12 protein-coding genes are annotated in these 12,969 nt (G+C 60.3%); 10 read left to right on the top strand and 2 right to left on the bottom strand.

Annotated features, from left to right (window positions below; all coding sequences use genetic code 11):
- Nucleotides 1–4 precede the first annotated feature (4 nt).
- Entirely contained in the window at nt 5–1,036 is a 1,032-nt protein-coding gene (locus tag JJ917_00130) for a LacI family DNA-binding transcriptional regulator (GenBank protein ID MBO6697211.1), read from the bottom strand.
- Between the two features lie 244 nt (nt 1,037–1,280).
- Between JJ917_00130 and JJ917_00125 the strand changes: the two genes are divergently transcribed.
- From JJ917_00125 to JJ917_00080, 10 genes are all read left to right on the top strand, one after another.
- Entirely contained in the window at nt 1,281–1,967 is a 687-nt protein-coding gene (locus JJ917_00125) for an SDR family oxidoreductase (protein ID MBO6697210.1), read from the top strand.
- Between the two features lie 12 nt (nt 1,968–1,979).
- Nucleotides 1,980–3,134: a Gfo/Idh/MocA family oxidoreductase gene (locus JJ917_00120; GenBank protein ID MBO6697209.1), complete on the top strand. Its 1,155-nt coding sequence runs from the start codon at nt 1,980–1,982 to the stop codon at nt 3,132–3,134.
- A gap of 10 nt (nt 3,135–3,144) precedes the next feature.
- Nucleotides 3,145–4,059 carry a sugar phosphate isomerase/epimerase gene (locus JJ917_00115; protein ID MBO6697208.1) on the top strand — a complete coding sequence of 305 codons (915 nt, stop codon included), beginning with the start codon at nt 3,145–3,147 and terminating at the stop codon, nt 4,057–4,059.
- A gap of 65 nt (nt 4,060–4,124) precedes the next feature.
- Nucleotides 4,125–5,150: an ABC transporter substrate-binding protein gene (locus tag JJ917_00110; protein MBO6697207.1), complete on the top strand. Its 1,026-nt coding sequence runs from the start codon at nt 4,125–4,127 to the stop codon at nt 5,148–5,150.
- Between the two features lie 85 nt (nt 5,151–5,235).
- Entirely contained in the window at nt 5,236–6,759 is a 1,524-nt protein-coding gene (locus tag JJ917_00105; GenBank protein ID MBO6697206.1) for a sugar ABC transporter ATP-binding protein, read from the top strand.
- The gene (locus tag JJ917_00100) at nt 6,756–7,691 is read left to right on the top strand and encodes an ABC transporter permease (GenBank protein MBO6697205.1); all 936 of its coding nucleotides are present in this window, start codon (nt 6,756–6,758) and stop codon (nt 7,689–7,691) included. The genes JJ917_00105 and JJ917_00100 overlap by 4 nt, the downstream gene beginning before the upstream one ends.
- Entirely contained in the window at nt 7,688–8,686 is a 999-nt protein-coding gene (locus tag JJ917_00095; protein ID MBO6697204.1) for an ABC transporter permease, read from the top strand. The genes JJ917_00100 and JJ917_00095 overlap by 4 nt, the downstream gene beginning before the upstream one ends.
- Before the next feature lie 12 nt (nt 8,687–8,698).
- Nucleotides 8,699–9,775, top strand: coding sequence for a Gfo/Idh/MocA family oxidoreductase (locus JJ917_00090; protein MBO6697203.1), 1,077 nt, complete (start codon nt 8,699–8,701; stop codon nt 9,773–9,775).
- 89 nt (nt 9,776–9,864) lie between these two features.
- Nucleotides 9,865–10,887: a Gfo/Idh/MocA family oxidoreductase gene (locus tag JJ917_00085; GenBank protein MBO6697202.1), complete on the top strand. Its 1,023-nt coding sequence runs from the start codon at nt 9,865–9,867 to the stop codon at nt 10,885–10,887.
- Nucleotides 10,888–10,903: 16 nt separating this feature from the next.
- Nucleotides 10,904–11,920 carry a Gfo/Idh/MocA family oxidoreductase gene (locus JJ917_00080; GenBank protein ID MBO6697201.1) on the top strand — a complete coding sequence of 339 codons (1,017 nt, stop codon included), beginning with the start codon at nt 10,904–10,906 and terminating at the stop codon, nt 11,918–11,920.
- Here JJ917_00080 and ugpC read toward each other — a convergent pair.
- Complete coding sequence (gene ugpC, locus JJ917_00075; GenBank protein MBO6697200.1) at nt 11,917–12,969, bottom strand: sn-glycerol-3-phosphate ABC transporter ATP-binding protein UgpC; 1,053 nt, start codon at nt 12,967–12,969, stop codon at nt 11,917–11,919. The genes JJ917_00080 and ugpC overlap by 4 nt on opposite strands.

The following is a 12,969-nucleotide window of genomic DNA, read 5'->3' as shown; positions in this document are numbered from 1 at the left end:
GCGCTCAAACCTTTGGCGGCGCAGTGCTACTGCGAACCACCAATGCCACATCGATCAGATCATCCGCCGCATCGGCGTCCGAGCTCGGCGATGGACCAAGCCGTTCGAGCAAACGCTCAGCGGCGCGAAACCCCAACAGGTGGCGGTCTTGATGGATCGTCGTCAGCGCCGGGATATAATATTGCGACATATCGATATCGTCGAACCCAACGACCGAGATATCGTCCGGGACCGACAGGCCGCCGGCCTGCAGACCCGAAATCATGCCAAACGCGACCGTATCGGCCGAGCAAAACACCGCCGTCGGGCGCTCGGACATCGCCAAAATTTTGCGCGCCGCCGCGTGGCCCGACTCCACCGAGAAATCGCCACGAATGATCCATTCTTCACGCGCCGGCAGATCGAGTGCCGCGCGCTCGCTGACCATCGCATCACGGCGCGCTGTGGTCAGCACATTGCCTTCTGGTCCGGTGGCATGGGCGATTCTGCGGTGGCCAAGCCCATGCAAATGGCGAATGGCCAGACGCGCGCCCGCACCATTATCACTGCGAATGGCCGGGAAATCCGTGCCATCGACCCACTCGCACAAAAACACGATCCGCTCGCCCAGACCCTGGCGTTCGCACTCGTCCAATGCCTGCCGCGAAAGGCCACCATCGAGCGAAATCACGCCATCGATGCGGCCATCGATGAAGTAACCGGCAAGTTCACCATCCTGCAAAGGACGGCTCTCCGTGTCGGCAATCAGAACCGCGTAATCGGTGCTCGCGAACCCTTTGCTGACGCCGGCCAGGATCTTCGAATAGAACGGTTTTCCAAGATCCGGCACCAAAACAAGCACCGCGCCCGCACGCCGCATACGCAGGTTGCGCGCGGCCTGATTGACGCGATAGCCGGTATGCCGAATGGCCTCAAAGACGGCCTCGCGCGTCTGCTCGGCCACCAAATCCGGATTGCTCAGCGCACGACTAACCGTGGCCGTCGAAACGCGGGCCGCGCGGGCAACATCTTGGATAGTGGCAGAGCGCTGAACCATGCTCGCAATCGCTGGAATGTCGAACCTCGTCTTGACACCCATGTCACATTGCGACGAATATGCAAAGGATTACATAAGTTGCAAATGGCCGCTTGAGGCAGAATGCAATCGATTACAAGACCCGAAAAGGGCTCGCTCGAAAGAGCAAATGGGAGGACGGCCTTGACTACCAAGGCAATAGATTTTGAAGCCGGAGGCACACGTGTCTGACGCAAGCGGCTTCGACTTTGACGGAGCAAAGGTTCTGGTCATCGGCGCCAGCCGAGGCGGGATCGGTGCGTCGATCGCCCGCGCCTTTCAGGCAGCAGGTGCTGGGGTCGCCATAACCGGTGTTGAACCTGCCCCAGACCCGGCGGACGCCGACCGATTTGCCTTCACCCAGCTCGATGTAACGGACACCGACGCGGTCGAAGCCTTCGCGGCGTCACACGCCCATGTCGATGTGCTCATCAACTGTGCGGCCATCACCAAACGCGGCGAAGAAATGGCCCCGGAATTCTTCACGCATGTTCTGGATGTGAACCTCACTGGCTCGTTTCGGTGCGCCAAGGCGCTGCATCCAGGTCTCAAGGCTGCCAGTGGCAAGGTAATCAACATCGCTTCTATGTATGCCCGCTTCGGCAGCCCGCGGAACCCCGCTTATGGCGCCTCCAAGGCAGGTGTTGAGCAGCTCACCAAATCGCTGGCCATAGCGTGGGCCGAAGATGGCATCCGTGTGAACGCCATCGCGCCGGGCTTCATCGTTACCGAGCAATCTGCCCGCGCTCGACAGGACGAAATATTCGTCAAATCCATTGAAGCGCGCACGCCTCTCGGTCGCTGGGGCAATGCAGACGACATCATCGGCGCTGCCCTCTTTCTCGCCTCGCCTGCATCGGCCTTCATGACCGGCACATGCCTGCCCGTCGATGGAGGATACTCCATTGTCTGATCGAGGCGCGCCATGACCGACTTCACCAAGATTGGCGCTGCCGTCATCGGCACCGGCTTCATCGGTGGCGTCCACATACAGACGCTGCGGCGTCTCGGCGTGAACGTCAGAGGCGTGCTTGGCTCGTCGCTAGATCGCGGCACCGAACGCGCCAAGGAACTTGGCGTCCGGCATGCCTATACCTCGCTGGATCAGCTGCTCGCCGATGACAGCGTCGAGGTGGTGCATGTCACCTCACCCAACCACGCCCATTACGCTCAGGTGAAAGCGATCCTTGCGGCCGGAAAACACGTGGTGTGTGAGAAACCACTGGCGATGACATCGGAGCAATCGGCCGAGATGGTGGAACTTGCCAAAGCCTCAGGCAAGGTCGCCGCCGTTTGCTACAACGTGCGCTTCTACGCCCTCAACCAGCAGGCCCAAGGCATGGTGCAGGCCGGTGATCTGGGGGATATCCGGTTCGTAACCGGCCACTATCATCAGGATTGGCTCGCCAAAGAGACCGATTGGAACTGGCGGCTGGAATCGGAAATGGGCGGCGAGCTGCGCTCGGTTGGCGATATCGGCACCCATTGGCTCGACCTAACTAGCTTCATCACCGGTCTGAAGGCCGAAGCGGTGTTCGCTGAACTTTCAACCTTCTTCCCCGAGCGGCAGAAACCCGTCGGCCCGGTCGAAACCTTCTCCAGTGCTGTCGGGAAAACCGTAACCGCTAAGGTCGACACCGACGACGCGGCGATGATCATCATCCGCTATGCGAACGGCGCGCGCGGCGTGATGTCCACCAGCCAGGTGAACATGGGTCGCAAAAATTCGCTTCAGTGGGATATCGCCGGATCCAAGGCGAGCGCAGCGTGGGACAATGAAACGCCGGAACATCTGTTCATCGGCCATCGTGATGAACCCAACCAAACGCTGATGCGCGACTTCAGCCTAATGAACACCACCGGCACCGCCGCAGCCGCCCTCCCCCCGGGACATGTGGAAGGCTTTGCCGACAGCTTTTTCGGGCTCTTCCGTGCTGTCTACAGCGATGTTGCGGCCGGAGGGCGCCAGAAAGGTTCGACCTGGGCAACGTTTGCGGACGGCCATTACGAAATGCAAATCTGCGATGCGGTTCTCCGCTCGGCCCGCGAGAGCCGGTGGGTGAACTTGAGCGACATGTGAGGGACGAGACATGAAACTGGGTCTTCTGACAGCTCCTTTTGAAGACAGCGATCTGATGCAAGTCGCCAGCTGGGCGGGAAGCAACGGCTTCTCCGCCTTTGAAGTGGCTTGCTGGCCGGCCTCGGGGGGCGAACGCCGCCGCTACGCTGGCACGTCCCACATCAATGTCGATGGGCTGTCAGCTAGCCAAGGCAGCGAGATCATCAGCGCGCTGGCAGGCCATAACATCGAGATTTCAGGCCTTGGCTATTACCCAAACCCGCTACACAGCGATGCCGACCACCGCGAGGAGGTGATCGGCCACCTAAAGAAAGTGATCACGGCTGCAGGTGTGATGGGTATCAAGGTGGTCAACACGTTCATCGGCGGCGACCGGTCCCTGAACGTGGATGAGAATTGGACGCGTGCGGTAGAGATTTTCACCCCTGTCGTAGCGCACGCCAAGGACAGCGGTGTGACCCTGGCGTTTGAAAACTGCCCGATGATCTTCAGCTACGATGAATGGCCAGGCGGCCACAACATCGCCTACAGCCCGAAAATCTGGCGGCGCATTTTCGAGCAATGGGGCGATGATGTCGGCATGAACTTCGACCCGTCCCACCTCATCTGGCAGATGATCGACCAGACCCGCTTCATCAAAGAGTTCGGCCCGCGCATGGCCCACGTCCATGCCAAGGACGTGATGATCGACCGCGACGGACTTTATGAGAACGGCGTCATGAGTGTCGGCATGGGGTGGCAAATCCCACGCTTATGCGGTCTAGGCGACGTTGACTGGCCAGACTTTTTCTCCGGCCTTTATCAGGCTGGCTATGACGGCCCTGTCATCATTGAGCATGAAGACAGGCTCTTTGAAGGAACCGACGACAAGATCAAACGCGGCTTCCTTTTGGCGCGCGATGTGCTCGCCCCCTACATCAAGTGAATTGGGCATCAGCCTGACAAGAAAGACCAAAAACCAACCAAACGACCAAACTGGGAGACCTACCAATGAAGAAACTTCTTTCAAGCGCAGCGGCGATCGCCATCGTTGCGAGCACAGGATCAGCAGCATTCGCCGCTGACTACACCATCGGCGTGTCCAACACCGTGCAGGGCAATGGATGGCGCGAGCAGATGATCTGCGCGATGCGCGCTCAAGCGGCTGTCGAAGAGGACGTGTCAGGCCTGATCGTAGCCCACCGCAACACCGACAGCGCCGGACAGCTGGAAGACCTCAACAACCTGATCGAGGCGGGAGTCGATGCCATCGTTCTTAACCCGTCCAACCCCGAAGCGCTGAACTCGGCCATCGATGCAGCCATCGAGCAAGGCATTGTGGTTGTAGCCGTCGATGCAGGCGTGACCGCTGAGGGCGCCTACATCCTCTCCAACAACCAGGAAGAGTACGCCTATCTGGGTGCCAAATGGCTGTTCGAGCAGGTCGGCGGGTCCGGCGATATCGTTTATATGCGCGGCATTGCCGGCGTGTCAGCCGATACCGACCGCGACAATGGCTTCCAGCGCGCGCTCGCTGAATTCCCCGACATCAACGTCATCCACGAGGTCTACACCGGCTGGCAGCAGGACCAGGGCAAGCAGCAAATGTTTGACTTCCTGGCCACCGGCATTCCCTTCGATGGCGTTTGGACTTCGGGAATCGACAATGTGATCGTTGATGCGTTCACCGAATCCGGCGCTCCGTTGGTCCCGATCGTCGGCGCAGACAATGCCGGCTTCGTGCAGTATCTATCCGAAGTGGACGGCCTTGATGGCGCAGCCGTCACCAACCCAGGCTCCGTGGGCGGTGCAGGTATTGCGCTGGCTGTCGACATTCTCAACGGCGAAGCCCCGGACAGCAACTTGGTGCTAGTCGATCCGGTGCTCTGGGAAAACACGACCGATGATGGGCGCGCCACCATCATGGCCGCCCAAAACCCCAATCTCGATCCCGAATGGCCGGTGTCGGTGACGATCCCGGGTTGGACGGACTATACCATGGATCAGATCATCGCCTGCGAAGGCCCGGGCGAGTAAGCCTCCCGCAAACCCTCCAACATGACCGACCCTCGCCCGCTTGGGCGGGGGTCCTTTTTCCGCCGATGAGATTGAAACACCCCACATGACCGATCAGGCCCTGCTGGACCCCTCAGGCGAAGCCCTGTTGGACGCGACTGGTGTCGCCAAGAGCTTCGGCGCCGTCAAAGCGCTCACCGATGCCAGCCTGCATGTCGCTCGCGGCCAGGTGGTAGCGCTGATGGGCGCGAACGGCGCAGGCAAATCGACATTCGTCAAGATTCTGACTGGCGCGCTGAAGCCCGACAAAGGGCACGTGCTGATCCAAGGGACGCCGGCACGCGTCGGATCGCCAGCCCAAGCGCGCGCATCCGGATTGGTGCCAGTCTACCAAGAACCATCCCTGATCCCCGACTTGGACGTGGCCGACAATCTGCGCCTGGGCGATACGCCCGCCGACGATTTTCAACACTGGGTTGGTGAACTGGGTATTGAAAGCCTCAGGCTCACCGAATTGATCAAAGACCTGCCGTTGGCAACACTGCGCATTCTTGATCTGGCCCGTGCCTTAGCCAGCAAGCCCGACGTTCTACTGCTCGATGAAATGACCGCGGCCTTGCCCACCGATTTGGTCGAGCGCGTGCTACGTGTTGTTCGCGCGCAGGCCGATGAAGGCCGCGGCGTGATCTACATTTCTCACCGCTTCACCGAAATTTCCGAGCTTTGCGACAGCGCCACAGTGCTGCGCGACGGGCGCACGGTCGGCGATCTGAAGATCGAACCAGGTGTGGAAGAAAAGGTCGTTGAGTTGATGCTTGGCGCCAAGCTTGATCTTGGCAGCCGCGAGACCAGCGCCAGCAGACATGCTAACGACGGCTCGCCGCGTCTGTCAGCTCGCAACCTTGCGGCTGCACCCAAGCTTCAAGATGTTTCCTTTGATCTCTACCCAGGCGAGGTGCTCGGCGTCGTCGCACTGGAGGGCCAAGGCCAGGATGAGCTGTTCAACGTGCTGTCTGGGTTCACCAAACCGACCGGTGGCACTCTATCCGTCAACGGCGCCGCGAAAACCTTCTCACACCCATCCGATGCCATCGCCGCCGGGCTGACCTTTGTGCCAGGCAATCGCGCTGAAGCGCTGCTGTCCGAACGTTCAGTGCGCGAGAACATCGCTTTGCCCTTTGCGGCGCGGGTAGCGTCATGGGGGCCATTGAAGCTGCGACGCGAACGCGAACGGGTCGGCATCGCAATCGACCGTTTGCAAATCGACACCCGCGCGCAAGGCGAAGTACGGCGTCTGTCTGGTGGCAACCAGCAGAAGGTGACGATTGGACGGTGGCTTGCAACAGGCGTGGAAACGCTGCTGCTCTTCGATCCAACGCGCGGCATCGATGTGCGCACCAAACGGCAGATCTACCCACTGGTTCGCGAACTGGCCGAGCAAGGGGCGGCCATCCTCTATTACACCTCAGAGCTCGAAGAGGTGCCGCTGGCCTGCGACCGTGCGCTTGTCATCTTCAACGGGCGCGTCGTCGATCTCATCGACGCCGCCAACGCCGATGAACAAACCTTGATGCGCGCGGCTTATGGCCTGACCGAGAAGGAGAGCTCGGCAAAGGTGGACGCCCTATGAGCTTTGCCCAAAAACACGCCTGGACCATCGGCCTATTCGCCCTGCTGCTGGTTCTGCTTGGCATCACCAAGGTGATCCAACCGAGCTTTGGCGTCTCTGGCCTTGAGAGCCTGGCCCGTGCTGCCCTGCCCTTCGCCTTTGCCACAGCAGCGATGGCCGTGGTGGTGATTGTCGGCGGCATTGATCTGTCTGTCGCGTCCATCATGGCGGTCTGTGCGGTCACGGCAGCGGTTCTCATGCAATCAATGGGCGCTGTGCCCGCAGTCGGGATCACGCTTTTGATCGGCCTTGGCATGGGCATGATCAATGGCGGGCTGATTGTGCTGACCCGCGTTCCCGACATCGTGGTGACGCTCGCCATGCTCTTCGTCTGGGAGGGCACCGCGCTGCTCATCCTCCATGCGCCAGGTGGCACGGTGCATGATTGGCTGGAAGACAGCATCGCCGGTACGCTTCTCTTTTGGGTGCCCAAGGCGCTTATCGTGATGGCCGTCGCTGTGGCCTTGGTCTGGGTACCGCTGAAGCGCTCCAAGCTCGGCCTCTCCATTTACGCGGTCGGTTCGGACGAACTGGCAGCCTTCCGCTCAGGCGTGGATGTGGGATGGACCAAGGTGGCCGCCTACGGCGTCTGCGGCCTTTTTTGCGCGATGGGTGGCCTTAGCCTGATCATGCTGACGGGCATCGGCGAACCGGTGCCCGGCCCTTATCTGCTCGCATCCGTCGCCGCCGTGGTGTTGGGCGGCGTCGTGCTCGGTGGCGGTGTCGGCGGGCTACTCGGTCCGATCATCGCGGTCTTCATTTTGCGGATAATCCGGACCATTCTAACCCTCGCCGCCGTCGATCCCAATGTGACCACCATCGTGGAGGGTACCATTATGGTCGCCGTGGTGATGTTTGGCGCGTTCCTCGTGATGCGGAGAAACAAGGCATGAGCGTAAGCGATCAGGTGCATCCCGCCCAAGAGGATCATGTCTCGACGCCGGTGCGCATCGGGCGCTTCCTCGGCGACAATCCTGTCATCCCGCTGATCATCCTGCTCTGCTGTCTGGTCGGGGTTTTGGAGATCATGCGTCCGGGGATCATCTCACCATTCTGGTTCGGCAACACGATCAAATTCGCCATTCCATTGGCGATGCTCGCCGCCTGTCAGATGCTCACCATGCTGACCGCTGGCATCGATCTCTCGGCCGCCGTGGTGGCCACGGTGTCGGCCTTTGTTGTCGCCTCGATCACGCCACTTTACGGCCCGTTTGCTGGTGTGGTGATCGCGCTGGGCGCAGCGGTCCTGGTAGGTCTGGTCAATGGCTTCGGCGTTGGCGTCGCCCGCGTCCATCCCCTGATCATGACCCTCGGCACCGGTCTCATCGCCACCGGGTGCCTGCAGGTCTACCAGCGCTTCGTCATCAACACTGGATCTGAGATTCCAGCCTTCCTGGAGTGGCTCGGTACGGGACGCACCGCCGGCCTTCCCAACGGGCTATTCCTGTTCATCCCGTTCGCCACGATCATCCTGCTTGGCCTGCGTTACACTGGGTTCGGACGGTTGCTTTACGCTATCGGCTCCAACGAGCATGCAACCAAGCTATCGGGTGTGCGCAGTTGGCAGGTGTTCATGGCGCTTTATGCGCTTGTCGGCCTCATCGCAGGCATCACGGGGTTACTCTATGTCGGGATGATCCGCGCGCCATCGCTGTCGCTGGCCAACCCGCTTCTCCTGCCCTCGGCCGCTGCTGCTGTGATCGGCGGCACATCGATTTTCGGCGGGCGTGGCAGCTACGCCGGGGCGATAGTCGGCGCACTGATCCTGACGGTACTCGGCACGCTGCTCACGCTGCTGCAAATGCCCGAAGGTGCGCGCATCGCACTGTTTGGATTGATCATTCTCGGTGTCACGGCCCTTTATGTAAGGCTTACCGACAGCCGATAGAAGGAGGCTTTCATGGCCAAGTTTCGCATCGTTGGCATCAGTTTCGATCATATGCACATGGGTGACCTTCTGCGTCTTGTGCATGAGCATCCTGACGCAGAGATTGCCGGCATCTTCGATCCAGATCGGGCGGCCATGGAAGGCGCGGTCGCAAACTTCAACATCCCCGATGACCGTGTCTTCACCGACTTTGACGCCTGCATGGCGTCTGGCCCCTACGACATGGCGATCCTCTGCGCTGCTACGGCGGATCACGCGGATTACACCGAGCGGCTCGCACCCCACGGTGTGCATGTGTTCGTTGAGAAACCTTTCGCAGCCTCCGTCACCGATGCCCGCCGTATGATGAGAGCCATGCAAGGCACTGGCAAACAGATGGCCATCAACTGGCCGTTGCGTTGGGTGGAAAGCCATGTGACAGCCAAACGGCTGATCGATGAAGGCATGATCGGGGACCTGCGCGAGGTCCATTTCTATGATGGCAATCGCGGCCCGCTCTATCACCTGGCTGACAAAGTGGAAGTCACACCCGAAGAGGTCGAGCGCCAGAAGCCCGATAGCTGGTGGTACAAAAAGGCCTCCGGCGGCGGTTCCTTGCTCGACTACCTCGGCTACGGGGCAACGCTCGGCACCTGGTACATGAACGGCGAGGCTCCGCTTGAGGTGACCTGCACGGTGGATGAGACACCAGGCATCGAGGTGGACCAACACTCCATCACGGTCTGCCGCTACGCCAAAGGCCTCTCCAAGATGGAAACCCGCTGGGGCACGTTCACTGATCCGTGGATGATCCAGCCGCAGCCAACCTGTGGCTTTGTTTTCGTCGGTACGGATGGCACGATCTCCAGCCCCGATTACGCCAGCCACGTGACCGTTCAAACCCGTGTAAGGCCAGAGCGCCACGAGATTGCCGCCGAACCATTGCCAGCAGGGGCAAGCAACGCGATCGAGTATGTGCTTGGCTGCATCGACCGGGGCGAAAAGGTCGGCGGACCGCTCGATCCGGAGCTTTGCCTGACAGCCCAGCGCATTGTGGACACCGCGGCCCAATCGGCGGCGGAAAAACGCACGCTGGAGTTGGTCGCGTGACCGACGATGCGGCCGACACAGACACCTATGCCCTGAAATCGGCCGAGCTGCCGGAGATCGCAGCGCCGGACATCCCCTACCGTCCACCGATGCCAAAGACCTATCGGCCCAAGATCGGTATGATCGGCACCGGCGGCATTTCGGCCAGCCATCTTGATGCCTATCGTACGGCCGGTTGGGAGGTCGCAGCGCTTTGGAACCGCACGCGCTCCAAAGCCGACGATAAGGCGGCCACTTATTGCCCGCAGGCGCGCATTGAGGGCGATTGGCAGGCGATCCTCGCCAATTCTGACATAGACGTGGTGGATATCACCCTGCATCCCGAGCACCGGGCCCCGGTCATCAAGGCGGCCCTTGAGGCGGGAAAGCATGTGCTCAGCCAAAAGCCTTTCGTCACCGATCTTGGGCTCGGCGAAGACCTCGTAAAGTTGGCGTGGGACAAGGGCGTGAAGCTGGCCGTCAATCAGAATGGGCGCTGGGCGCCGCACAAGGCGTTTATGCGCGAAGCCGTGCGCGCCGGGCTAATCGGTGATGTGCTGTCGGCCCATATCGCCATCCATTGGGACCATGGCTGGACAGCAGGCACGTCCTTCGATGCCATAGAGGATCTGGTCCTCTACGATTTCGGTGTGCACTGGTTTGATTTCGTCGCCTCGCTCGTCGGCGACCGCGCGCAAAGCGTCTTCGCGACGACATCTCACGCCAAAGGCCAAGCCAACAAAGTGCCACTTCTGGCACAAGCGTTGGTGCGGCTCGACGGTGGACAGGCAAGCCTGGTTTTTGATGGCGGCGTTCCTCATGGACCGCGCGACACCAGCTATGTTGGTGGCACGTTAGGAAGCCTGCAATCGGACGGCCCGGACCTTGGCCAGCAGACTGTGACCATGACCACGCCGGACGGCATCGCCCGCCCAAAACTGGACGGGCAATGGTTCAACGATGGATTTCAGGGCGCGATGGGTGAGCTTCTTTGCGCCATCGAGGACGATCGCGAACCGTGCAACGGGGCAGCGGAAAACCTGCAAAGTCTCGCGATGGCCTTTGCCGCTGTTGAAAGCCGTGTCACAGGCAAAGAGGTGACGATTGGCAGCGTGCGCAAGCTGCCATCCTGACCAACGCGGAGAGGGCATGCTCAAGGTTCTTGTCATCGGTCTCGGCCAGATGGGCCAAAGCCACGCGCTTGCCCATCATGGCATGGGTAACTCGCGGATCATCGGCCTGGTGAACCGTTCGCCGCGTGACCTTCCACAGGCGCTTCAGGGCTATCCCCTTTTCGGCAGCGTCGAAGAGGGATTGGCCCAAAAACCCAATCTGGTGGTCATTGCCACTTACTCCGATAGCCATGCCGCATTGGCGATCCAAGCCATGGAAGCCGGCGCCCATGTGTTCGTGGAAAAGCCTCTGGCCACAACCGTTGCTGATGCGCAAAAGGCGGTGGACGCCGCTCAACGCCTCGGTCGCAAGCTGGTGGTTGGCTATATCCTGCGCCACCATCCCTCCTGGACACGCATGATCGAAGAAGCGCGCGGTCTTGGCGGGCCTTATGTGTTCCGCATGAATCTCAATCAGCAATCCACCGGCGAGCAATGGGACATCCATCGCGCGCTCATGCAGACAACTTCACCGCTGGTCGATTGTGGCGTGCATTATGTCGACATCATGTGTCAGGTGACCGATGCTAAACCCGTGCGCGTGCAAGGCATGGGCCTTCGGCTTAGCGATGAGATCGCGCCTGATATGTACAATTATGGCCAGTTACAGGTGGTGTTCGAGGATGGTTCGGTCGGTTGGTACGAAGCTGGCTGGGGACCGATGATGTCGGAGACGGCTTTCTTCGTGAAGGACATTGTCAGCCCCAACGGCTCGGTTTCGATCACCGACAAAGAAAAGGGTGCGTCGGCTAACATCGATGGCCACACCAAAGTGGGCGGCCTCTTGGTGCACCGACCCTTAGGTGACCAGTGGATCGAACTACCCGATGAACCTGGTCACCAAGATCTCTGCGATGCCGAGCAGCGTTTTGTGGTCAACGCCATTGCCAACGACCACGATCTGACACGGCATATGAGCGACGCCGTTGCCTCACTGCGCATTTGCCTCGCCGCCGACGAAAGCATCCGCACCGGCCAGCCTGTTACGCTCTAAACCAGGCGTTTCCCGGACTCCGGATCAAAGAGGTGCAGATAGGCTGGATCAGGCGCCAGCTTCACCTCTTCATTGTGTCCGCTCACGCGATACACCCCTGACACCGCCGCGGTGAAGGCCTCGCCGTTGCCCACAAGATTGCCGTGCAAAAGCGTGTTGGCGCCCAGAGGCTCGGCAAGAGACACGCGCAAGGTCAGTGGTCCGTCATCAGAAATGGCAACATGTTCGGGGCGAATGCCGAGTTGTACCGGACTGTCCGGCAGATCACGTTGGCCAAGCTCTGTATCGCCGACCCGAATCATCTTGCCGGCAACTGTGGCCGACAAAAGGTTCATCGACGGGCTACCGATGAATTGGGCGGCAAACAATGTGTCTGGCTTCTCATAAACATCGAGCGGCGAACCGATCTGCTCAGCAACGCCAGCGTTCATCACGATCATCCGGTCGGCCATCGTCATGGCCTCCACTTGATCATGCGTCACATAAAGCGAGGTAATGCCGAGCTTGTACTGTAGCTCCTTGATCTCAACACGCATCTGCACGCGCAGTTTGGCATCGAGGTTTGAGAGCGGTTCGTCGAACAGGAACACCGATGGTTCGCGCACAATTGCGCGCCCCATGGCAACGCGTTGCCGCTGGCCACCGGAGAGCTGTTTGGGTCGCCGGTCCAAATACTCGCCAAGCTGCAGCAGCTTGGCCGCCTCCTGAACCTTGCTCTCGATAGCATCCTTGGAAAGCCCGGCGATCTTCAGCCCATAGCCCATGTTTTGGCGTACGCTCATGTGCGGATAGAGCGCATAATTCTGGAACACCATCGCGATGTCCCGATCCATCGGCTCAACCTCGTTGACCCGCTTGCCATCAATCCGGATTTCGCCAGAAGAGACGCTTTCCAGCCCGGCCACCATGCGCAGCAAGGTCGACTTGCCGCAGCCCGACGGACCGACGATGACGATAAATTCGCCATCCTCAATGGAAGTGGAAATGCCGTGCAGCACTTGAGTGGTGCCAAAGCGCTTCTTGACGTCGTCAAGCTCAACGGTTGCCAT

This window comes from Hyphomicrobiales bacterium, from assembly GCA_017642935.1.
GTDB lineage: Bacteria > Pseudomonadota > Alphaproteobacteria > Rhizobiales > MH13 > MH13.
The sequence above is the reverse complement of the archived record's forward strand: the minus strand, read 5'-3'. Positions and strand labels throughout refer to the sequence as shown.